At 69.5% G+C, this 22,992-nt stretch carries 17 protein-coding genes; 11 read left to right on the forward strand and 6 right to left on the reverse strand.

Annotation, left to right across the window (positions count from 1 at the left end; genetic code table 11):
• Positions 1–171 precede the first annotated feature (171 nt).
• The gene (locus tag ACI7BZ_RS20160) at positions 172–870 is read left to right on the forward strand and encodes a hypothetical protein (RefSeq protein WP_414118914.1); all 699 of its coding nucleotides are present in this window, start codon (positions 172–174) and stop codon (positions 868–870) included.
• A 645-nt stretch (positions 871–1,515) separates the two neighbouring features.
• Here the strand turns inward: ACI7BZ_RS20160 and ACI7BZ_RS20165 are convergent.
• On the reverse strand, positions 1,516–3,795 hold the full coding sequence (locus tag ACI7BZ_RS20165) for an NADP-dependent malic enzyme (RefSeq protein WP_414118915.1): 2,280 nt from the start codon (positions 3,793–3,795) through the stop codon (positions 1,516–1,518).
• 208 nt (positions 3,796–4,003) lie between these two features.
• On the reverse strand, positions 4,004–4,840 hold the full coding sequence (locus ACI7BZ_RS20170) for a hypothetical protein (protein ID WP_414118916.1): 837 nt from the start codon (positions 4,838–4,840) through the stop codon (positions 4,004–4,006).
• A 169-nt stretch (positions 4,841–5,009) separates the two neighbouring features.
• Between ACI7BZ_RS20170 and ACI7BZ_RS20175 the strand changes: the two genes are divergently transcribed.
• The gene (locus tag ACI7BZ_RS20175; RefSeq protein ID WP_414118917.1) at positions 5,010–5,978 is read left to right on the forward strand and encodes an aq_1923 C-terminal domain; all 969 of its coding nucleotides are present in this window, start codon (positions 5,010–5,012) and stop codon (positions 5,976–5,978) included.
• A gap of 135 nt (positions 5,979–6,113) precedes the next feature.
• On the opposite strand, the gene ACI7BZ_RS20180 is transcribed toward ACI7BZ_RS20175, so the two are convergent.
• Positions 6,114–6,557, reverse strand: a complete 444-nt coding sequence (locus ACI7BZ_RS20180; protein ID WP_414118918.1) for a DUF2059 domain-containing protein — start codon at positions 6,555–6,557, stop codon at positions 6,114–6,116.
• Positions 6,558–6,629: 72 nt separating this feature from the next.
• Positions 6,630–8,402 carry an aspartate--tRNA ligase gene (aspS, locus tag ACI7BZ_RS20185; RefSeq protein WP_414118919.1) on the reverse strand — a complete coding sequence of 591 codons (1,773 nt, stop codon included), beginning with the start codon at positions 8,400–8,402 and terminating at the stop codon, positions 6,630–6,632.
• Positions 8,403–8,700: 298 nt separating this feature from the next.
• Here aspS and ACI7BZ_RS20190 point away from each other — a divergent pair, with 298 nt between their 5' ends.
• The 3 genes from ACI7BZ_RS20190 (at position 8,701) to rnd (ending at position 14,701) form a co-directional block, all read left to right on the forward strand.
• A complete protein-coding gene (locus ACI7BZ_RS20190) occupies positions 8,701–11,001 on the forward strand; it encodes a putative bifunctional diguanylate cyclase/phosphodiesterase (RefSeq protein ID WP_414118920.1) in 2,301 nt (766 codons plus the stop codon).
• A 261-nt stretch (positions 11,002–11,262) separates the two neighbouring features.
• Positions 11,263–13,482: a putative bifunctional diguanylate cyclase/phosphodiesterase gene (locus ACI7BZ_RS20195; RefSeq protein WP_414118921.1), complete on the forward strand. Its 2,220-nt coding sequence runs from the start codon at positions 11,263–11,265 to the stop codon at positions 13,480–13,482.
• Positions 13,483–13,537: 55 nt separating this feature from the next.
• On the forward strand, positions 13,538–14,701 hold the full coding sequence (rnd, locus tag ACI7BZ_RS20200; protein ID WP_414118922.1) for a ribonuclease D: 1,164 nt from the start codon (positions 13,538–13,540) through the stop codon (positions 14,699–14,701).
• Between the two features lie 101 nt (positions 14,702–14,802).
• Here the strand turns inward: rnd and murA are convergent, their stop codons facing one another.
• Positions 14,803–16,092: a UDP-N-acetylglucosamine 1-carboxyvinyltransferase gene (gene murA / locus ACI7BZ_RS20205; RefSeq protein ID WP_414118923.1), complete on the reverse strand. Its 1,290-nt coding sequence runs from the start codon at positions 16,090–16,092 to the stop codon at positions 14,803–14,805.
• An 82-nt stretch (positions 16,093–16,174) separates the two neighbouring features.
• Positions 16,175–16,462, reverse strand: a complete 288-nt coding sequence (locus tag ACI7BZ_RS20210; protein ID WP_414118924.1) for a hypothetical protein — start codon at positions 16,460–16,462, stop codon at positions 16,175–16,177.
• A gap of 392 nt (positions 16,463–16,854) precedes the next feature.
• On the opposite strand from ACI7BZ_RS20210, the gene ACI7BZ_RS20215 reads away from it, so the two are divergent.
• From ACI7BZ_RS20215 to ACI7BZ_RS20240, 6 genes are all read left to right on the forward strand, one after another.
• A complete protein-coding gene (locus tag ACI7BZ_RS20215; protein ID WP_282889809.1) occupies positions 16,855–17,091 on the forward strand; it encodes an acyl carrier protein in 237 nt (78 codons plus the stop codon).
• Between the two features lie 109 nt (positions 17,092–17,200).
• On the forward strand, positions 17,201–18,463 hold the full coding sequence (gene fabF / locus ACI7BZ_RS20220; protein ID WP_414118925.1) for a beta-ketoacyl-ACP synthase II: 1,263 nt from the start codon (positions 17,201–17,203) through the stop codon (positions 18,461–18,463).
• Positions 18,464–19,001: 538 nt separating this feature from the next.
• A complete protein-coding gene (gene mltG, locus ACI7BZ_RS20225; protein WP_414118926.1) occupies positions 19,002–20,414 on the forward strand; it encodes an endolytic transglycosylase MltG in 1,413 nt (470 codons plus the stop codon).
• Between the two features lie 37 nt (positions 20,415–20,451).
• Positions 20,452–21,384 carry a YicC/YloC family endoribonuclease gene (locus ACI7BZ_RS20230; RefSeq protein WP_414118927.1) on the forward strand — a complete coding sequence of 311 codons (933 nt, stop codon included), beginning with the start codon at positions 20,452–20,454 and terminating at the stop codon, positions 21,382–21,384.
• A gap of 101 nt (positions 21,385–21,485) precedes the next feature.
• On the forward strand, positions 21,486–22,091 hold the full coding sequence (gene gmk / locus ACI7BZ_RS20235) for a guanylate kinase (protein ID WP_414119223.1): 606 nt from the start codon (positions 21,486–21,488) through the stop codon (positions 22,089–22,091).
• A gap of 315 nt (positions 22,092–22,406) precedes the next feature.
• A complete protein-coding gene (locus tag ACI7BZ_RS20240) occupies positions 22,407–22,937 on the forward strand; it encodes a CDP-alcohol phosphatidyltransferase family protein (RefSeq protein ID WP_414118928.1) in 531 nt (176 codons plus the stop codon).
• Positions 22,938–22,992: the final 55 nt, after the last annotated feature.

Below are 22,992 nucleotides of genomic sequence, written 5' to 3' on the forward strand. Positions count from 1 at the left end.
CCCGGTGCGCGACGGCCCCGCCCCCTCCCCTGCCGGCGACAGACGCGGCGGGCCTTTGCGCGCGGATGCGCTGCAGCGTCGGCGCAACGCCCGCCGTGGCGGCGCAGCGCGGCTTGCGCTATGGAGGAAGCGCGCCCGCCCGTTTCCAGCAAGGCCCCGCGAAACATGCTTTTGTCCGCTTTGTCCGCGTTCACGCCTTTCGTGCTGGTGGCGGCCTTCCTCGCCCCGGCGCTGGCCCTGGCGGCGGGCGAGCCGGCGGGCGCCGCTTCCGGCGGCGCGGCACCGGTCTGGCCGGATACGCCCGAGGCCCGGCAGGCCGCCCAGGGGCAGATCGAGGCCCTCAACGCCGCCCTCCTGGCCCAGGCCAGCGCCACCGCCACCCTGGAAGGCTGGTGCGCCGGACACCGCATCGCCAACCCCGCTTTGGTGCGGGCCGAGCGGGTGCGCGCGGCGGAAGGCCCGGCGCCGGAAGCGGTGCGCGCCCTGCTCGGCGCCGGCCCCGACACCCCCGTGCGCCACCGCCGCGTTCGGCTCACCTGCGGCGCGGTGGTGCTCTCGGAAGCGGACAATTACTATTTGCCCGACCGCCTGACGCCGCAGATGAATGCGGTGCTGGACACCACCGACACCCCCTTCGGCAAGGTGGTGCGGCCGCTGGACTTCCGCCGCCGCACCCTGGAAGCCCGCATGGTCTGGACCCCGGCGGACACCGCCGCACCGGCCCTTGCGCATCCGCAACCGGCGCCCCCCCTCGCGGTGCCCGTCTTCGTGCTGGAGCACCGCGCGGTGCTGACCCTGCCCGACGGCACGCCCTTCAGCGCTTTGATGGAGCGCTACACCTCCGGCATCCTCGCCAATCCGGCGCCATAGGCCGCCACAGCGCTCCCGGCAGAACCAGCCCGCCCCCTCTCCCGCTTGCGGGGGAAGGCTGAGGAGGGGGCAAGAGCTCGGTGTTTCGGACCGCTGCAAGGGGCGGAAACGGAGCGCCCCGCAGAACCGCCCCGCCCCCTCTCCCGCTTGCGGGGGAGGGCTGGGGAGGGGGCAAGAGCTCGGTGTTTCGGACCGCTGCAAGGGGCGGAAACGGAGCGCCCCGCAGAACCGCCCCGCCCCCTCTCCCGCTTGCGGGGGAGGGCTGGGGAGGGGGCAAGAGTTCGGTGTTTCGGACCGCTGCAAGGGGCGGAAACGTAGCGCCCCGCAGAACCGCCCCGCCCCCTCTCCCGCTTGCGGGGGAGGGCTGGGGAGGGGGCAAGAGCTCGGTGTTTCGGACCGCTGCAAGGGGCGGAAACGGAGCGCCCCGCAGAACCGCCCCGCCCCCTCTCCCGCTTGCGGGGGAGGGCTGGGGAGGGGGCAAGAGCTCGGTGTTTCGGACCGCTGCAAGGGGCGGAAACGGAGCGCCCCGGCTCCTGAACCACAGGACGAGGCGGAAGCATCCAGCCCCACCCTGCTCTCCCCAGCAAGCGGGGCCGGCCGGGGCAGGGTTGGCGGGGGCCGCCCCGGTGGGCGGCCCGGCCGAAATCAGCAGGTCTGGGCTTCGGCCACCGCCACGGCGGTCATGTTGACGATGCCGCGGGCGGTAATGGTGGGGCCGAGGATGTGGGCCGGCTTGGCGGTGCCCATGAGGATGGGACCCACCGGCAGGGCATCGCCCAGCACCTTGATCATGTTGTAGGCGATGTCCGCGGCGTCGAGGTCCGGCATCACCAGCACGTTGGCGACCCCGCTCAGCTTGGAATGGGGGAAGCTGTTGCGGCGGATCTCCTCCACCAGCGCGGCGTCGGCCTGCATCTCGCCATCCACCTGCAGGTCCGGCTCGCGCTCGCGCAGGAAGGCGAGGGCGGCCCGCACCCTCTTGGCCGCCAGCGTCTCGTGGCTGCCGAAATTGGAGTGGGAGAGCAGCGCCACCCGCGGCTCCAGCCCGAACCGGCGCACATGGGCGGCGGCCAGCACCGTCATTTCGGCGAGGTCGGCGGCGCTGGGCTCGGTCTGGATCTGGGTGTCGCAGATGAAGAAATTGCCCTTGGGGGTGATGAGCAGCGACAGCGCCGCCAGCTCCTGCACCCCGGGCGCGAGGCCGATGATGTCGCGCACCTGGCGCAGGTGCCGGGTGAAGCGGCCCTCGATGCCGCACAGCATGGCGTCCGCCTCCCCGCGCCGCACGGCGAGGGCGGCGATGACGGTGGGGTGGGTGCGCACCAGCGTGCGGGCAGCGGACGGGGTGACGCCGCGGCGGCCGGCCACTTCCACATAGTCGCGCACATAGTCGCGATAGCGCGGATCATCCTCCGGGTTCACGAGGTCGAAATCGTGCCCGGGGCGGATGGAGAGGCCGAAGCGCTTGATGCGGGCATCCACCACATTGGGGCGGGCCACCAGGGTGGGGCGGGCGATGCCTTCCTCCACCACCGCCTGCACGGCGCGCAGCACCCGCTCGTCCTCGCCCTCGGCATAGATCACACGCTTGATGTCGCGCTTCGCCTGGGCGAACAGCGGCCGCATGATGAAGCCCGAGCGGAAGACGAAATGGTCCAGCTGCTCGCTGTAGGCGTCGAAATCCATGATGGGGCGGGTGGCGATGCCGGTGTCCATGGCCGCCTTGGCCACCGCCGGGGCGATGCGCAGGATGAGGCGCGGATCGAACGGCGAGGGAATGAGCGAATCGGGGCCGAACATGCGGGTCTCCCCGCCATAGGCCCGCGCCACCACGTCGGACGGCGTCTCGCGCGCCAGCGCCGCGATGGCCTCCACCGCCGCCATCTTCATCTCGGCGTTGATGTCGGTGGCCCCCACGTCCAGCGCCCCGCGGAAGATGTAGGGGAAGCACAGGACATTGTTGACCTGGTTGGGGAAGTCGGACCGGCCGGTGCAGATCATGGCATCGGGCCGGGCCTCGCGCGCCAGCTCGGGCATGATCTCCGGGGTGGGGTTGGCCAGCGCCAGGATGAGCGGGTGGTCCGCCATCTTCTTCACCATGTCGGGCGTGAGCACGCCGCCGGCGGAGAGGCCGAGGAAGATGTGGGCGCCGTCGATCACCTCGTCCAGGGTGCGCTTGTCGGTCTTCTGGGCGAACTTCTCCTTGTAGGGGTCCATGAGGGTATTGCGGCCGTCATAGACCACGCCCTCGATGTCGCAGACCCAGATGTTCTCCCGCCGGGCCCCGAGGGTGACCAGCAGGTTGAGGCAGGCCAGCGCCGCCGCCCCCGCGCCGGAAGCGACGATCTTGAGGTCCTCGATCTTGCGGTTGCCCACCTCCAGCGCATTGCGCACCGCCGCGCCGACGATGATGGCGGTGCCGTGCTGGTCGTCGTGGAAGACCGGGATCTTCATGCGCTCGCGCAGCAGCCGCTCGACCTCGAAGCACTCGGGGGCCTTGATGTCTTCCAGGTTGATGCCGCCGAAGGTGGGCTCCAGGGCGCTCACCACCTCGACCATGCGCTCCACGGTGAGGGCGTCGATCTCGATGTCGAACACGTCGATGCCGGCGAACTTCTTGAACAGGACCGCCTTGCCCTCCATCACCGGCTTGCCGGCGAGCGGGCCGATATTGCCGAGGCCGAGCACCGCGGTTCCGTTGGAGACGACGCCGACGAGATTCGCGCGGATGGTCAGCTCGGCCGCCTGCAGGGGATCCGCCGCAATGGCCTCGCAGGCCGCCGCGACCCCGGGGGAATAGGCCAGGGCAAGGTCGCGCTGGTTGCCAAGCGGCTTGGTCGCCTGGATTTCCAGCTTCCCCGGCTTCGGAAGGCGATGGTAGATGAGCGCGCCCGAACGAAGATCATCGGAAATATTGGACGCCATGCCCCTCCCCCTCCCCAGCGCGGACCACCGCGTGAAACGCGCGGCAACCTAGCTCCCGCATCTTCCCGTGTCACGGTCGGGCGCACAATTTTGGGGTATGCTTGAATCGCATGGCGGCCCTGCGCGCGCCGGCAAGCGGGAAGGATCGCAGATGAGCAAGAGGATCGGCCTTCGCATTGCGGCGGGATTGGCCGTGCTGGCCGTGCTTTCAGCCGGCGGCTATTTCGGCTTCGTGGAATGGGCGCGCGCGCGGGTGCGGGCGGAGGTGGACGCTGCTTTCTCCACCCTGCGCGCGACCGGGGCCAAGGCCAGCTTCGTCGATGCGCACTATGATCCGCGCGAATCCGCCATCACCATTTCCGGCATCTCCGTGGTTTCCGCCGACGGCTCCGCCACCGTCACCATCGACCGCCTGCTCGCCCGCGGCGGCGAGCGCCCGCGTGACCGGCGGGTGGCCCTCGATGCCCTCGACATCGACGGGATGCAGGTGACCCTCACCGGCGATTCGGCCGCTGGCGGCACCATCACCTACAAGCTCCCGCAGGTGATGATCGACCGCTACACCGGCCCCCTCGCTTTGATCGCCGCCGGCGAGGGCACCGGGCCGTTCGGCGCCATGCGCGTGGCCTTGCGGCAGATCGCCGCCACCACCGCCGCCAAGGTCACCATCCCGGAAATTCACACCCGCTTCGTCGCCGCCGGCGTGCCGCCGACCGAGGCGACCTACACCAATGTCGCTGCGGAAGGGGTCAATGCCGGCACCATCCGCAGCCTCATCGTGGACAAGGCCGTCTTCTCCATGGCGCCTGCCACTGCGGAAGGAGCCGCGGCGCAGAAGGCGCCAGGGCGCATCAGCGGGCAGCTGCAGGGGATCGTGGCGGTGCAGATCGACACCGCCCCGCTCCTCGCCATGACGGCGCCGGACGCGACCGGCAAGGTGGCGGACACCTACGGGCGCATCTACGGCAAGATCGTCACCGGCCCCTATTCCATGACCCAGGAGAACGGGCCCACCATCACCGCCGCGGCGCTCCTGGTGGAGCATGCCGGCCTCAAGCCCTCCGCCTTCGACCCCAAGCGCGTGGCCGCCTTCAACGCCCTGACCCTCAAGGGCGCCAGCCTGACCCCGGAGGAGGGCCGGCGGGCCATGGAGCTTCTCCCGCGACCTGCTGGACGGCGTCGCCTTCCGCACCGTGGCGGTCACGGACTTCAGGATGCGGCAGCCGGGCGAAGAGTCCCGCATCGCTGCGCTCCGCATGGAAGGCCTCGCCGCCGGCGTGCTCGACGCCTTCACCCTGGAGGGCGTGGAAGCCAGCGCCCCGGGCAGCGCCGCGCCGGCAGGCGCCAAGGGCCGCCTGGGGCGGTTCACGCTGCGCCGCCTCGACCTCAACCAGATGTCCCGCCTTGCCGCCGAGGCACAGTCGCCCTCGCCCCTGTCGGCGCTGATCCTGTTCAAGGTCATGTCCGGGCTGGAGCTGTCGGACCTCGAAGTCCCCCACGGGGATGCGCCGGACGCCGGCCCGGTCCGCATCGGCCGGCTCACTTTGGGCTGGACCGGTACGCGGGGCGGCGCCCTTCCCACCGGGCTGGACTTCACCTTGAGCGACGTGACCGGCCCGATCCGGCTGGAGGACGGGGAGCCCTTCACCTATCTGGTGAATGCCGGCATGAAGCAGGCCTCCATCTCGCTGGCGCTCAAGGCCGCCTATGATGCGGACGCCCGCACCCTCACCTTCGCCCCCGTGGCATCCGAGGTGAAGGGGGCCTTCCGCCTGAACGTGGAGACCACGGTGGCGGAGGTGCCGCCCTCCGCCTTTACCGACGCCACCGGCTTCGTCTCCGCCTGGCCGCAGGCCGCTGCCGGCCCCGCCAAGCTGACCCTCACCGACCTGGGCCTTGCCCGGCTCATGGTGGCGCAGCTGGCCGCGGCCGAGGGCGTGAGCGAGGACGCCTATCGTCAACAAGTGGTGGAGCTGGCCGAGGCGATCGCCGCCGACTTCGCCACCGTCTCGCCGGATGCGGCGCAGGTGGGGGCGGCGGTGGTGTCGTTCCTGCGCCAGCCGGGCACGCTGACCATCACCGCGACCCCCAAGGGCCGGGTGCCGCTGCTGGCGCTGGCCGCCACCGACGACCCCGCCGCGCTGCTGGAGGCATTCACCTTCACCGCAACGGCGGCGCCGTGAGTGGCGCCCTGCGCGAGGCGGCGCGGGTGGCAGCGCGCCGGCACCGACGGCGCCTCCCGCCCCATGACCTGTGGGCAAGTGGCGACTGGGCAGGTGGCGACTGGGCAGGTGGCGTCACCCCGGCCGGAGCCCCCTCTAACGGGAGCCGGCGCCGGGCGTGTTGAACAGGACCACCAGCTTCATGATCTGCTGCTGGATGGAGGCGTTCACCTCGGCCGGCTTCTCCTCCTCCACCCGCACCAGCTTGCGGCCGAGGGGGCTGGCGTAGAAAGCGGCGAGCTGCTTCAGCTCGTCGAGGGTGAAGGCGCTGGCATAATAGGTGGCGAACACCAAAAGCAGGTCCGCGCGGATGCCGGCGGACTCCTTGAGCAGGACGGTGCGCGCCTCGCCCTGCCGGTCGGCCGGCAGCTTCTCCACCACCTGGCCGATCATGCGGCCCACGCGCCCGTCAAGGCCGGGCTCCACCGACAATTCCGCCACCTGCCGCGCCAAAGCGGCCTTGTCGGTGGCCTCGTCGGCCATGGCCGCCGCCGGGCACAGCACGGCAGCGACCACAAGCATCGCATAGGCAATCCGCATGAGCGTCCTCCCCGGGGTGGCGGGCGCATCCATCGCGCGCCCGGCTCAGGCCCCAAGGGAAGCAGCCTATACTTATTTGGCCTGCGGCACCGGGCGGATGTGCAGCTCGCGCAGTTGCTTCGGGCTCGCCTCGTTGGGCGCGCCCATGAGCAGGTCCAGGGCCTGCTGGTTCATGGGGAAGATGGAGATTTCGCGCAAATTGGTGGTGCCGCACAACAGCATGACGATGCGGTCCACGCCCGCCGCCATGCCACCATGGGGCGGCGCGCCGTACTGGAACGCGCGATACATGCCGCCGAAGCGCTCCACCACGGTGGCCTCGTCATAGCCGGCGATCTCGAACGCCTTCACCATGGCCTCGGGGCGATGGTTGCGGATGCCGCCCGAGGCGATCTCATAGCCGTTGCAGGCGATGTCGTACTGGAACGCCTTGATGGTGAGCGGGTCCTGGGTGGTGAGCGCGTCGAGCCCGCCCTGGGGCATGGAGAAGGGGTTGTGGGAGAAGTCGATCTTCTTCTCCTCCTCCGAATATTCGTAGAAGGGGAAATCGACGATCCAGGCCAGCTCGAAGCGGTCCTTGTCGATGAGGTTCAGCTCCTCGCCCACCTTGGTGCGGGCAAGGCCGGCGAACTTCACGAACTTGTCCGGGTCGCCGGCGACGAAGAAGGCGGCATCGCCCGCCTTGAGGCCGAGCTGGTCGCGGATGGCCTCGGTGCGTTCGGGGCCGATGTTGTTGGCGAGCGGGCCGGCGCCCTCCCCGCCTTCACGCCACATGATGTAGCCCAGCCCCGGCTGGCCCTCGCCCTGCGCCCACGAATTCATGCGGTCGCAAAAGGCTCTAGAGCCGCCGCCGGGGGCGGGGATGGCCCACACCTCGTTCTTCTCCACCTCCAGCATGCGGGCGAACACCTTGAAGCCCGAGCCGCGGAAAGGCTCGGAGACGTTCTGCATGACGAGGGGATTGCGCAGGTCCGGCTTGTCAGTGCCGTACTTGCGCAGGGATTCGGCATAGGGAATGCGCGGCCAGTTCCTGGTCACCGGCTTGCCGCCGGCGAAATCCTCGAACACGCCGGTGATGACCGGCTCCATGGCGGCGAACACGTCGTCCTGCTCGACGAAGCTCATCTCCAGGTCGAGCTGGTAGAATTCGCCCGGCAGGCGGTCGGCGCGCGGGTCCTCGTCGCGGAAGCAGGGGGCGATCTGGAAGTAGCGGTCGAAGCCGCTCATCATGATCAGCTGCTTGTACTGCTGGGGCGCCTGCGGCAGCGCATAGAACTTGCCGGGATGCAGGCGGGACGGCACCAGGAAGTCGCGCGCGCCTTCCGGCGAGGAGGCGGTGAGGATGGGGGTCTGGAACTCGAAGAAGCCCTGCGCCTTCATGCGCGCGCGCATGGAATCGATGATGGCGCCGCGGGTCATGATGTTGCGGTGGAGCTTCTCGCGGCGCAGGTCGAGGAAGCGGTACTTCAGCCGCGTCTCCTCGGGATATTCCACGTCGCCGAACACCGGCAGCGGCAATTCCGCGGCCGGGCCGAGGACTTCCAGCTCGGCGGCATAGACCTCCACGGCGCCGGTGGCGAGATCGGGATTTTCCGTGCCCTCGGGGCGCAGGCGCACCTTGCCGTCGATGCGGATGACCCATTCGGAGCGCACCTTCTCGGCATCCTTGAAGGCGGCGCTGTCGGGGTCCACCACCACCTGGGTGAGGCCGTAATGGTCGCGCAGGTCGATGAACAGCACGCCGCCATGGTCGCGGATGCGGTGGCACCAGCCGGACAGGCGGACGATCTCGCCCACATCGGCGGTCGAAAGCGCGCCGCAGGTATGGGAGCGGTAGCGGTGCATGGGGTCGCCCTTTCAAGGCTGAATGGATGCGACGCGGTCTTTCGACCCACCGCCGGCCACCCCGCGCGCAGCCGCAGCGGCGCGCGCAGGGCGCCCGAGGCTGCGACCGGTGCCGGGGCGCGGCGTCTGCGCGCACCACGGCACGCAAGTCCGCGTCTGAGGCGGGGCGAAGGTGCATGTGCCCCGGCCCTTGTCAAGCACGAGTGCTGTTCATGAGAAATCAAAGCATGTTAGCATGCGCCCGCGGCCTCGCCCGAAGGGCTTGGAGGCGCAGGGGGCGAGCAATCAAGGGGTCGGCATGACGACGCCGCAAGGGCGCGACAGCGGGCGGAACGAGGCCCGCCGGCCCGGAGGGCTGGGCCCGGTCCCGCTCGCCATCCTCACGGTTCTGCTGATCGCCGTGGTGGTGGGGGTGGCTGCCGCCCTCGTGGAAGGCCTGCGCCAGGATGGCATGGCGGATCGCCGCCGCGAGTTGCAGAACCTCGCCCTCACCATCGCCGAGCAGACCGCGCGGGCGTTCCAGGGCCTCCAGATCATCCAGAACGACATCATCGACCATATGGAGGAACTGCAGATCGAGGACCGCACCCAGCTTGCCGCCGGCATGGGAGGCAAGGCGATCCACGACATGATGCGCGACAAGATTTCCGGCCTGCCCTTTCTCGACGCCATAACCCTGGTCGACGCCACCGGCCGGCTGGTGAATTTCTCGCGCTACTGGCCCATTCCCGAGGTCAACGTGGCGGACCGCGACTATTTCAAGGTCCTGAAGGCCATGGACGGGCCGCCGCTGTTCGTGAGCGAGCCGGTGCCGAACCGCGGCACGGGCACGGCCACCATCTACCTCGCCCAGCGTCTCACCACGCCGGACGGACGCTTCCTCGGGCTGGTGCTCGGTGCCATGGAGCAGGCCTATTTCGAGCGCTTCTACGGCACCATCCGCCTCAGCGCCGACGGACAGATTGCGCTGGTGCGCCGTGATGGCGCACTGCTGGCGCGCTTCCCCGGCAGCGCCGGCACCGCGCACCAGGATGCCGCCGTCCGCGCCCGCATCGCCGCCGAGATTTTCAAACCCGCCTTCGCGGAGGCGGTTCCGGCCGGCGTGCTGGACGAGAAGGCCCGCATCGCGGCGGTGCAGCCCATCGGCAACCTGCCGGTCGCGGTGGTGGTGAGCGAGAGCGCGGGAGCCGTCAGCCGGCAGATGTGGGAGCGCGTGCTGCCCATCCTGCTTACCGCGGGCCTGCTCTGCCTCACCATCGCCCTCGTCAGCTTCGGCCTGGGCCGCCACATGCTGCGGTCGCGCGCCTTCGCCGAGACACAGCACGCCATGGCGCGCACCGATCCGCTCACCGGCCTCGCCAACCGGCTCGGCTTCGCCGACGAGATGGAGCGGCACGTGGCTGCGCCGGGCGAGCCGGCTGCCTTTGCGTTGCTCTTCCTCGACCTCGACTATTTCAAGTCGGTGAACGACACGCTGGGCCATGACGTGGGTGATTCCATGCTGGTGGAGGTGGCCCAGCGCCTGCGCCGGCGGCTTCGGGCCTCCGACACCGTCGCCCGGTTCGGCGGGGACGAGTTCGCGATCCTCCATCTCGGGCCGAACTCCGACAGCGATGTGATCGACTTTGCCCGCGGCATCATCGAAACCCTGCAGGAGCCGTTCTTCCTGGGCGACCACAGGGTGGTGGGCAGTTGCAGCGTCGGCATCGCCTTGTGCCCCAAGGACGGGGTGCAGGTGGCGGGCCTGCTGAAGAGCGCCGACCTCGCCCTGTATCGCGCCAAGAGCGACGGGCGCGGCGTCGCCCGCATGTTCCAGGAGGAGATGGAACGCAGCGCCCGGGAACGACGCCTCCTGGAGCTTGATCTCCATGCTGCCTGGAAGGGGCACCAGTTCTTCCTGGCCTACCAGCCGATCTTCGAGGCGCGCAGCGGCCGCCTTGCCGGCTTCGAGGCGCTCGCCCGCTGGCATCACCCCCAGCGCGGGCTCGTGCCGCCCGATGTCTTCATTCCGCTGGCGGAGGAAACCGGCCTCATCTTCCCCCTTGGGGCCTGGGTGCTGATGGAGGCCTGCCGGGCTGCGGCACAGTGGCCGGACCCCATCTTCATCTCCATCAACCTGTCCGCCCTCCAGTTCCGCGGCGGGCAGGCCCTGCACCAGGTGCGCTCGGCCCTCGATGCATCCGGCCTGCGGCCCGACCGGCTGGAGATCGAGATCACCGAATCCACCCTGCTCCAGGAAGGCCCCGTGGTGCGGGCGACGCTGCAGCAGTTCCGCGAGGAGGGAATCACGGTCGCCCTGGATGATTTCGGCACCGGCTATTCCTCCCTGCGATACCTGCGCATGCTGAGCATCGGGCGCATCAAGGTGGATCGCACCTTCGTCGAGCAGATCGAGACCTCGCCGGAGAGCCTCGCCATCACGCGGGCCATCGTCAGCCTGGCCGGCACCCTTTCGCTGCGGTGCACGGCGGAAGGCATCGAGACGGAAGGCCAGCGCAAGATCATGGTGGAGGAAGGCTGCACCCACCTCCAGGGCTATCTCCTCGGCCGCCCCGGCACCGCCGAGGAGGCCCTGATGCGCACCATGGCGGTGGCTTAAGGGCGATCCCGCCGCGCCCCGCCTGCCGCACCGCAAGGCGGCCACTGCAACCGGAAGTCTGGCGCATCGCGAATTCCGCACCATTGACGAAGGGGCCGGGCGGTCGCCTAAACTGAAGCGGCAACAGGAGCCTGAACGGCCGTGGTGCTGCGAGGCGAAAGCCCAAGATCAAGTGCGTACCGGCACGCCGCACGGCGCGAGGCCGGGTCACATGGGTTCGTATGGGCAGAGAAGCGGCTGTTCATCGCCGCCCTGGCCTTGATGGCGATCGTCATCGCCACCACGCTCGTCATCATCAGCACCCTGTGGCGCGAGGGCCTCAGGTTTCAGGTGAAATCGCTCAACAACCTCGCCATCTCCCTGTCGGAGGAAACCAGTCGCGCGTTCCAGGCCATCGAGCTGGTGCAGACCGGCATCGCCGATGCCCTGCGCAATGCCGGGGTTACCAGCCCCGAAGCCCTGGCCGGCGCCATGTCGCCCCGCTCCGCCCACGACCAGTTGCGGGCGCGCATCTCCGGGCTGCCCTTCATCGACGCGCTGAGCCTCATGGACAACAAGGGGCACGTCCTCGTCACCACCCGGGTCTGGCCCGCCCCGCCGGTGGACAATAACGACCGCCTTTACTTCCAGATCCTTGAGAGTGGTCCCCCGGGGATGACCTATCTCACGGAGCCCATGACCGGCCGCATCTCCCATTTGCCCAACATTTTCCTCGGCCGCCGCATCGACGCGCCGGACGGCCAGTTCCTGGGCGTGCTGCTCACGGCCCTGGACCGGTTCTATCTGGAAGCGACGCTCTCGCACCTGGACCTTGGCCCCGGCGGCCTCATCGCCCTCGTCCGCACCGACGGCACCGTGCTTGCCAGCGCGCCCCCCCTCTCCCCCGCCGCCGGCACCGCCAGCGGCGCGGCGCAGCATGGCCGCCAACGCATCGCCGCAGCGCTCGCCGCTCTGCCCCCCGGCGGCGGCCGCCTTTCTGCCGGCATCCTCGACGATCACGAACGGCTATCGGTTGTCCGCCACATCAAGGCGGGCGTCCCGGTCAGCGTCATCGTGAGCGACACGACGGAGGCGGTGGAAGCAACGCTGCTGCGGATGCTGCTGCCCATCGTCGTCGCCGCCCTCCTGTTCTGCCTCCTCATCGGCCTTGCCGCCATCTTCGTCGCCCGGCACCTGCGCGACCAACGCGAACTGACCGCCTTCGAGCGTCACATGGCCCGCACCGATCCCCTCACCGGCCTGCCCAACCGGCTGCGCCTGACCGAGCAGATCGACCACCTGCTGACCCACGAGCGCGACACACCTTTTGCCTTGCTGTTCCTGGACCTGGACTCCTTCAAGGTGATCAACGACACGCTGGGCCATGACGTGGGCAACACGCTGCTGCAAGCGGTGGCAAGGCGCCTGACGGAGACGCTCCAGGCGGACGGCCTCCTGGCGCGGCTGGGCGGGGACGAGTTCGCCATCGTGCGCAAGGGCATCCGCGAGAAGCAGGGGGCGCGGGACCTCGCCACGGCGGTGGTCGCCGCCATCGGCGCGCCGCATCTGGTGGACCGCCATCGCTTGGCCATCGGCTGCTCGGTGGGCATCACCATCAGCCCGCGGGACGGCGATTCCGTGCTCAGCCTCCTGAAGAATGCGGACCTGGCCCTCTATGCGGCCAAAAGCGAAGGCCGGGGTGCCATCCGGGAGTTCTCCGACCGCATCGCCCAGGCCGCCAAGGCCCGGCAGGAACTGCAGTTCGAGCTCGACGAGGCCTGGCGGCTGCACCAGTTCCACCTCGTCTACCAGCCCATCTTCGATGCCGCGACGCGGCGCCTCGCCGGCTTCGAGGCGCTGCTGCGCTGGCAGCATCCCGTGCGCGGGCAAGTGTCTCCCGCCGATTTCATCCCCGTGGTGGAGGAGACCGGGCTCATCATGCCCATCGGCGCCTGGGTGCTGGAGGAGGCCTGCCGTGCCGCCATGTCGTGGCCGGACCACCTGTTCATCTCGATCAATCTTTCCCCGGTGCAGTTCCGCGACGGCAAGGTCACCGAGCAGGTGCTGGCCGCCCTTGCACGGACCGGCCTGCCGAGCCGGCGGCTGGAACTGGAAATCACCGAATCGGTTCTGCTGAACGAAGGCGCGACCGTGCATTCGGCGCTCGATGCCCTCCGCCGGGAGGGAATCACCATCGCCCTCGATGATTTCGGAACGGGCTATTCCTCCCTATCATACCTCCACAACCTGCCCATCGGCCGAATCAAGGTGGATCGTCTGTTCGTCCAGGGGGCCGGGAGCAGCCCGTCGAATCGCGCCATCCTCCATGCCGTGCTGGGGCTTTCGCACGCGCTCTCGCTGACCAGCACCGCCGAGGGCATCGAGACGGAGGAGCAGGTGAGCCTCATGAAGCTGGAAGGATGCACGCACCTCCAGGCGTTCCTGCTGGGGCGGCCGGCCTCCGCGGAGGCGGCCCTGCGTCTCGCGTGCGCCGCAGCATGACAAAATCGCGCCACATTCCCTTTTCCCGGCGGCGTCGCGTAGGTATGTTTCGCACATGGACCCCATCACTTCGACCGAGGCGCTGGCAGCCGCCTGCGAGCGTTTAGCCCGCCATCCCTTTGTCACGGTTGACACGGAATTTCTGCGGGAGACCACGTTCTGGCCCAAGCTCTGCGTTGTGCAGGTGGCTTCGCCGGACGAGGCCATCATCATCGACGCCCTCGCCGACGGCCTCGACCTGGCGCCCTTCTTCCGCCTCATGGGCAATGAGCGGGTGATGAAGGTGTTCCATGCCGGCCGGCAGGACATCGAGATCATCTGGCACCAGGCCCGGCTGATCCCCCATCCGGTGTTCGACACCCAGGTGGCGGCCATGGTTCTGGGGTATGGCGACAGCATTTCCTATGACCAGCTGGTGCAGCGGACCACCGGGCACAGCCTCGACAAATCCTCGCGCTTCACCGACTGGTCGCGGCGGCCCCTCAGCCAGGCCCAGCTCACCTACGCCATCGCCGACGTGACCCACCTGCGCGACATCTATGTGAAGCTGACATCCGATCTCGACGCCCGCGGCCGGGGCGAGTGGGTGGGCGAGGAGATGCACGTCCTCACCTCCCCCGCCACCTACGAGCAGGCGCCCGAAACCGCCTGGGAGCGGCTCAAGTCGCGGGTGCGCAAGCCGCGGGAGCTGGCGGTCCTGGTGGAAGTGGCGGCCTGGCGCGAGAGCGAGGCGCAGGCCCGCGACCTGCCCCGCGGGCGCGTCATCAAGGACGACGTGATCGGCGAGATCGCCCTCCAGCAGCCGCAGACCCCCGAAAAGCTGGCGGAGCTGCGCACCCTGCCCAAGGGCTTCGAGCGATCGCGCTATGGCGAGGCGGTGCTGGAGGCGGTGAAGCGGGGCCTCGCCCGCGACCCCAAGTCCCTGCCCCGCATCGAGCGCGACAAGGCCCTGCCCAATGGCGCCGGCGCCACCGTGGAACTGCTGAAGGTGCTGCTGCGCATGACGGCGGAGCAAAATGCCGTGGCCGCCAAGGTGATCGCCACCACGGAAGACCTGGAGCGCATCGCCGTCAGCGACGATGCCGACGTGCCGGCGATGAAGGGCTGGCGGCGGGAATTGTTCGGCGAGCGGGCGCTGGCCCTGAAGGCCGGCCGCCTCGCCCTGGCGGTGGATCGCGGCAAGGTGGTGGCGGTGGAGCAGGGGGCCGCGGAGAAATAGGCCGGCGCGCCGGCGCCCCCTCCCCCGTCCCGCCTCCCGGCCGCTTCACATCCCGCCGCGTTGCATCCCGGCGAGCTCAGCTGGAGCCGGCGATTGTACCCTCAGCCGCTGATGCGCTCCACCTCGGCGCCGCAGCGCGAGAGCTTCTCTTCCAGCTTCTCGAAGCCGCGGTCCAGGTGATAGACGCGCTGCACCATGGTTTCCCCTTCCGCGGCAAGGCCGGCGATGACGAGGGAGACCGAGGCGCGCAGGTCGGTGGCCATCACCGGCGCGCCGGTGAGCCGCTCGACGCCCTCGATGGTGGCGGTGTCGCCGTCCAGCTGGATCTTCGCGCCCAGGCGGGCCAGCTCCTGCACATGCATGAAGCGGTTCTCGAAGATGGTTTCGGTGATGCGCGAGCGCCCTTGCGCCCGGGTCATGAGCGCCATCAGCTGGGCCTGGAGGTCGGTGGGGAAGCCCGGATAGGGGGCGGTGGAAACCTCCACCGGCAGGATTCCCGCGCCATTGCGGCGCACCCGGATGCCCTCGTTGGTGGCGTCGATCTCGGCCCCCGCCTGGCGCAGGATCTCCAGCACGCTTTCCAGCAGATCGGGCCGCGCGCCCGCCAGCATCACGTCGCCGCCCACCATGGCGGTGGCCATGGCATAGGTGCCGGTCTCGATCCGGTCGGGCAGCACCGCATGGCGGGCGGCCTTCAGCCGCGGTACGCCGTCCACATGGATGGTGGAGGTGCCGGCGCCGGAAATGTGCGCCCCCATCTTCACCAGGCAGTCCGCGAGGTCCACGATCTCCGGCTCGCGGGCGGCATTCTCGATGATGCTTTCGCCGCGGGCCAGCGCGGCGGCCATGAGGGCGGTGTGGGTGGCCCCCACCGACACCTTGGGGAAGACGATGCGCGCGCCTACAAGGCCGTTGGGCGCCTTCGCCACCACATAGCCGGCGTCGATGTCGATATCCGCACCCAGGGCACGCAGGGCATCGAGATGGAAATCCACCGGCCGCGTGCCGATGGCGCAGCCGCCCGGCAGGGAGACGCGGGCGACGCCCATGCGGGCGAGCAGCGGCCCCACCACCCAGAACGAGGCCCGCATGCGCGAGACGAGATCGTAGGGGGCCGTGGTGTCCACGATCACCCGCGCGTCGATCTCCAGCGTCTGGCCGGCGCAGGGATCATCCCCGTTGCGCTTGCCGTTGGTGGTGATGTCCACCCCGTGATTGCCCAGGATGCGCTGCAGCAGGGCCACGTCCGCCAGGCGCGGGACATTTTCGAGAATCAGCTTCTCCTCGGTGAGGAGGCTCGCGATCATCAGCGGGAGCGCTGCATTCTTGGCACCGGAAATGGGAATGGTGCCGTTGAGCTCGTGTCCGCCGACGATGCGAATCTTGTCCATGCTGTCCTTGGTCCCTGGCTGAGGTCCCGGCGCGCCGCCGGTGCCCGCGGTCCCTGCCGATTTCAGGTGGAAGGGGGAATGTCTAGCCCGCCTCGCCCTCCGGCACAATCCGTGGCGCACCGGAGGCGGCAGGAGCACCACTTCCGCGTGCAGATACCTCCGCATCCGGCGCGCCGCCGTCACCCTGCCCTTGCGGCATGGGCGGACCGGCCGGCACGGAGCCGGGCCCGGCCTGCGGCAAATCCGGCCCCGGGGCCGGCGACGCCGGCGCGGGTTCCTCGCGGCGCGCGCGCGCCTGGGCTTTGCGCCGCAGGAGGTTGGCGCGCAGCGCGGCGGCGAGCCGCTCGGATTTTTCCTTCTCGTCCGCCATGTCCCGGCCACCTGAGGCAGAGCCGCCCGCATGACATGGCCTGAGGCCTTGCCGGGGCGTGGTCAATCCGCACCACATCCTGCGCGGGGCTGGTCCCGCCCAGCGGCTGCGGCGCAATCGCATCCCCGCGGCGTCTAGCGCCGCGGCGTTTCACCCGCAAGGCCGCGGCGTTACTGGTCAGGTGCCGGGGAGTGTGCTAACGAGCCCCATTGCCGGGCCGGGCGGGGGCGCCTTTCGGGGGCTCCTTCGCCTGCGCGCGGGGCGGGGATGTATGGGCCGGATTCGCTCCTCCCTCGCGACTGAGGGGGCTGGGCACGGCATAAAAAAGGCATTATGCCCTCCTCCAGCCGCCGAACGGCAACGGGATTATCCGAACAACGAGGGTTGCATCGATGAGTGACATCGCCGAGCGGGTGAAGAAGATTGTCGCGGAGCATCTGGGCGTGGAGGCCGACAAGGTCACGGAGACCGCCTCCTTCATCGACGATCTCGGCGCCGACAGCCTCGACACCGTGGAACTCGTGATGGCCTTCGAGGAGGCCTTCAACTGCGAGATCCCGGACGATGCCGCCGAGACCATCCTGACGGTTGGCGACGCGATCAAGTTCCTCGAGAAGAACGCGGCTTGAGCCTGACGCGTCTTCATTCGACGGTCGCGCGGCGCCTTGCGCCCGCGGCCGTTGTCGTACCAGGCCGGACGCCGCGCGCGTCGGCGGTCAGCCTCCCGGAGTTTTCCTCATGAGACGTGTTGTCGTCACCGGCCTCGGCATGGTGACGCCGCTCGGCTGCGGCGTCGAGCCGACATGGCGGCGGCTGCTCGCCGGCGAGAGCGGCGTGAAGCAGGTCGGACATTTCGACGTGTCGGACCTCGCCTGCAGGATCGCCGCCAACATTCCCCGCGGCGACGGCTCGGACGGCACCTTCAATGCCGACCAGTGGATGGAGCCCAAGGAACAGCGCAAGGTGGACGAGTTCATCGTCTTCGCCATGGCGGCTGCCACGCAGGCGCTGGACGATGCCGGCTGGCATCCCTCCACCTATGAGGACCAGATCACCTCCGGCGTGCTGATCGGCTCCGGCATCGGCGGCATCGAGGGCATCGCCGAGGCCTCCCTGCTGCTGAAGGACCGCGGTCCGCGGCGCATCTCCCCCTTCTTCATTCCCGGCCGGCTCATCAACCTTGCCGGCGGCTACGTCTCCATCCAGCACGGGCTGAAGGGGCCGAACCACGCGGTGGTCACGGCCTGCTCCACCGGCGCCCATGCCATCGGCGACGCCGGGCGGCTGATCGCGCTCGGCGATGCGGACGTGATGGTGGCGGGCGGCACCGAATCGCCGGTGAACCGCCTCTCCATCGCCGGCTTCGCCGCCTGCAAGGCCCTGTGTACCGCCTTCAACGACGACCCGACCCGCGCCTCCCGTCCCTATGACAGGGACCGCGACGGCTTCGTCATGGGCGAGGGCGCGGGCGTGGTGGTGCTTGAGGAGCTGGAGCACGCCAAGGCGCGCGGCGCCAGGATCTATGCCGAGCTGGTGGGCTATGGCCTGTCGGGCGACGCCTTCCACATCACCGCCCCGTCCATGGACGGCGACGGCGCCTTCCGCTGCATGTCGGCGGCGCTGAAGCGGGCGGGGATGACGGCGGACGACATCGACTACATCAACGCCCACGGCACTTCCACCATGGCTGACGAGATCGAGCTGAAGGCGGTGGAGCGGCTGCTCGGCAATGCGGCCGCCAAGACCGCCATGTCGTCTACGAAATCGTCCATCGGCCACCTCCTGGGGGCTGCCGGCGCCGTGGAAGCCATCTTCTCTGTGCTGGCCATGCGCGACCAGATGGCGCCGGGGACGCTGAACCTCGACAATCCTTCGGTGGAGACACCCATCGACCTCGTGCCGCTGAAGGCCAAGCCCCGCAAGATCGACGCGGTGCTGTCCAATTCCTTCGGCTTCGGCGGCACGAACGCGTCCCTGATTTTCCGCCGCTATGCGGCCTAGCGGTTCGACCGAAACGGACGATTCCCATCCGTTTCGAAAAGTTGATCCACCAGATCAAAGGCTTGTGGTTCGACCGCGATAGATGGGTTCCATCTGTCGCGTCGAACCACGAGGGCGGAACGGGCGTTATTCAGTAAGCGTGCGAGCGGACCGCGCTCCAGGGGGTCCACGGCGACGGATGGCCCCATCCGCCGCGAAGGGCCGGCTCACGCCACTGCGGTCTTGGGGCTCCGCGTTTGCAGTTGCGGGTCACCATCCGTTTCGCCTGATCCGCCTCGCCGCCCGACACCGGCGGCACCGTCCCGCAGGCAACCCGCCGGCGGGACGGAACTGCGCGGGCGCCGGGTTACAGGATCGGGCATCTTCCGGCCGCATCTTGCTGCCATCCGGTTGCCACGACGGTCGCTTTTGCTAGGTTCGGAGCGGTTTCGACCATCGCCGTTCAATTTGCGGCGCGCGCCCGGCCTGCCGGGCCCGCTCGGGAGCCTCCGGCCAGAGGTTCCGCCGCGTGCCTTTGCCGACGACAGGGGAGCCCTTGATGGCCCAGTCCAACGACGGATCACCGCAAACCGGCATGCCTCGCCCGGAGGCGCCATCCGAGGCTGCCGGCGGCGAACCGCCGCGCACCGTCGCTCCCGGGCCGGTCGCCGCGGCTGCCCCGGAAGGTGCTGAAGCATCGGCGGCGCCCGCGACCGGGCAGGCCGCAGCCAAGCCCACCGTAGACAAGACCACCGCTGCCAAGCCCGCTGCTGCCAAGCCCGCTGCTGCCTCCGCCCCCCCTCCTGCGCCCGGCCCGGCGCCGAAGGCGGCCGGCAAGCCCGCACCCAAGCCCGCCCCCAAGCCTGCGCCGCGTTCGGCAGCAAAGGCGGCGCGCAAGCCGCCCGCCAGCGCCATGCCGCGCCCCTCGCGCGCCGCACGTCACCCGGCGGTGACCATCGGCAGCGGCATTTTCACCTTTCTCCTGTTTCTGGCCGTCGGCGGCGGCCTTGCCGCCTGGTACGCCCAGCGCGCCTTCTATGCGCCCGGCCCCCTGGCCACGGAAAAGACGGTGAACATCCCGCGCGGCGGCATCACCGACATGGCCGAACTCCTCCAGCACGAAGGCGTGATCGACAATTGGCTGGTCTTCGTGGCCGGCCAGCGCATCGCCCGCTCGGACGCGGAGCTGAAGGCCGGCGAATATGTGTTCAAGCCGGGCCAGTCGGTGGCCGGCGTCATCGACACCATCGCCTCGGGCAAGGTGGTGCTGCACCAGATCACCATTCCCGAGGGACTGACCAGCCAGCAGGTGGTCAAGCGCCTGATGGACAACGAATTGCTCACCGGCAATCCGGCCGTGCCCCTGGAAGGCACGCTGCTGCCGGAGACCTACCGGATCCAGCGCGGCATGTCCCGCGAGAAGCTGCTGCGCGACATGGCCGAGGCCCAGCAGAAGCTGGTGAAGGCCCTGTGGGCCAAGCGCGCGCCGGACGTTCCCCTGCGCAGCCCGCAGGAGCTCGTCACCCTCGCCTCCATCGTGGAGAAGGAGACCGGGCAGGCGGACGAGCGGCCCCAGGTGGCCGCCGTGTTTGTCAACCGCCTCAACAGGAAGATGCGGCTCCAGTCCGATCCCACCATCATCTACGGCATCGCGGGCGGCCGCGGCAGCCTCGGCCGGCCCATCAGCCGCACCGACATTTCCACCCCCACCGCCTACAATACCTATGCCATCGACGGGCTGCCGCCCGGCCCCATCTGCAATCCGGGGCGCGATGCACTGGCGGCGGTGGCCAACCCGCCGAAGACCAAGGACCTGTTCTTCGTTGCCGATGGCACCGGCGGGCACGCCTTCGCGGAAACGCTGGCCGACCACAACAAGAACGTCGCCCGCTGGCGCACCATCGAGCAGGGCGGCACCCCGCCGCCGGTCACCGGGACGCCCGCAGCGGCGCCCGCGGCCAGAAGCAATTGACCACGCGGGCGGCATCGGGCCGCAGTCGGGATTGGCAATGACACGCGCTTCCACCTCTCCGGCCAGCCGCATGGCGGCGCCGTCCTCGCCGCTCGCCAGCATGACGGGCTTTGCCCGCGTTGCCGGAGATCAGGGCCCCTGGCGCTTCGGATGGGAGGTGCGGGCGGTGAACGGCAAGGGCCTCGACCTGCGCCTGCGCCTGCCGCCGGGCTTCGAGGTGCTGGAAGCGGACGTGCGCACCCGCACCGGCCAGGCGCTCACCCGCGGCTCGGTGTCCGCCACCCTCGCCGCCACCCGCGAAGGCGAGGCGGTGTCGGTGCGGGTGAACGAAGCCGCGCTCCAGTCCCTGTTCCATGCCGTGAAGACGAGCGCGGAGCGCCTGGGCGCCCCGCTGCCCGGCCTGGAGGCGCTGCTTTCGGTCAAGGGTATGGTGGAGATCGCCGAAGTGGAGGAGAGCGAGGAGGATCGGCGCTCCCTCATGGCCGCCATTCTCACCAGCTTCGACCGCGCGCTGCGGGAGCTGGGCGCCATGCGGGCCCGCGAAGGCGAGGCGCTGCGTGCCGTCCTCACCGACCGGCTGGACGCCATCACCGCCCTGGTGGTCCGGGCCGAGCGCCTGCCGGAACGCAGCGTGGAGGCGGTCAAGGCCCGCATCGCCGACCAGGTGCGCGTGCTGATGGAGGCCGCCGCCCTGGACCCCGACCGGCTTCACCAGGAGGCCGTGCTGGCGGTGACCAAGGCGGACGTGCGCGAGGAGCTGGATCGCCTCACCGCCCACCTCGCCGCCGCGCGCGAGCTGCTCTATTCCGGTGGGCCGGTGGGCCGGCGCCTCGACTTCCTGGCGCAGGAGTTCAACCGCGAGGCCAACACCCTGTGCGCAAAGTCCAATTCGGTGGCGCTGACACAGATCGGCCTTGACCTGAAGCTGCTGGTGGACCAGTTCCGCGAGCAGATCCAGAACCTCGAATGAAGCCGCCCGCAATGCCCTCCTCCGCCTCCTCCGTGTCCCCGCACTTCGCGCTGCCGGGCTGGAAGCCGGGCTCGCGCTCCGGCCTCGCCCGTCGCGGCCTCATGCTGGTGCTCTCCTCCCCGTCGGGGGCGGGCAAGACCACCCTGTCGCGCAAGCTCCTGGCCAGCGACGACCGCATCACCATGTCGGTATCCGTCACCACCCGCCCCCCGCGGCCCGGCGAGGTCGATGGGCGGGATTATTTCTTCGTGGATGTGGCCACTTTCCACCGGATGCGGGACGAAGGGGACCTGCTGGAGCACGCCACCGTGTTCGACAATCTCTACGGCACGCCCCGCGCGGCGGTGGAGGCGGCGCTGTCGGCCGGGCGCGACGTGCTGTTCGACATCGACTGGCAGGGCACCCAGCAGCTGGGCGAAAGCGCCCAGCAGGACCTGGTGAAGGTGTTCCTGCTGCCGCCCACCGCCGCCGACCTGGAACAGCGCCTGCGCGCCCGCGCCCAGGATTCGGACGAGGTGGTGCACCAGCGCATGGCCAAGGCGTCGGACGAGATCAGCCACTATACCGAGTATGACTACATCATCATCAACCATGAGGTGGATGACAGCCTGGCCAAGCTCACCGCCATCCTGCAGGCGGAGCGGCTGAAGCGGCGGCGGCTGACGGGGCTCTCCAGCTTCGTGAAGGGCCTGCGCGACGCATTGTGAGCCGGCGGCGCGGCGCCCCCGCTCCCGTCCATCCCCATCCGGTAACCGAGGTGTGATCGGCCGGGTTGCGGCGGACAGTTTCTGTTCCATCCAGCCGGATCGCGTTCTCTATCTTGGCGTTGGAGGGCGATTCACCGATCAAATTGGTTCAATTTGATCGGATCGCGCTCAAGAGCACGCGCCGATCAGCTTGCATCGCAAGCTGATCGGATAACGCGTTCTCTATCTTGGAGCTGGAGGGCGATTCACCGATCAAATTGGTTCAATTTGATCGGATCGCGCTCTAGCCTGCCGCAAGGTCGGGAGGGAGCGGCATTGAGTCTGCCGAACATCATCACCCTGCTGCGGATCCTGCTGGTACCGGCGGTGGTCTGGTCGATCGCGTCGGGCGAGGCCCTGCTGGCATTCTGGCTTTTCCTTGCGGCCGGCGTTTCCGACGCGCTCGACGGCTTCATCGCCAAGCGTTTCCACATGCAGACCGAGCTTGGCGCCTATCTGGACCCGGTGGCCGACAAGGCGCTGCTCGTCTCCATCTATGTGGCCCTCGCGGTGGCGGGCCTCATTCCCCGCTGGGTCGCCATCGCCGTGGTGTCCCGCGATGTCATGATCGTGGGCGCCGTGGTGCTGTCCATGGTGATGGACAGGAAGGTCGCCATCAGCCCCCTGCTCGTCTCGAAGGTGAACACGGCGATCCAGATCACCTTTGCCGCCTTCGTGCTCGCCACGGCGGGTTTCGGCCTTGTCCTGCCCGGCCTGTTCAATCTGGGCCTTGTCGCGGTTGGGCTCTTGACGGCCCTTTCCGCCGCTGCCTATCTCGCGGCATGGACGCGCCACATGGCACGCTGATGGGCGCGTCGGCTGGCCGGCGACCGGCGAGTGTGGCGCACGACGCCGGCGCAGG

It is taken from the genome of Xanthobacter sp. AM11 (genome assembly GCF_047444035.1).
Classification (GTDB): Bacteria; Pseudomonadota; Alphaproteobacteria; order Rhizobiales; family Xanthobacteraceae; genus Xanthobacter.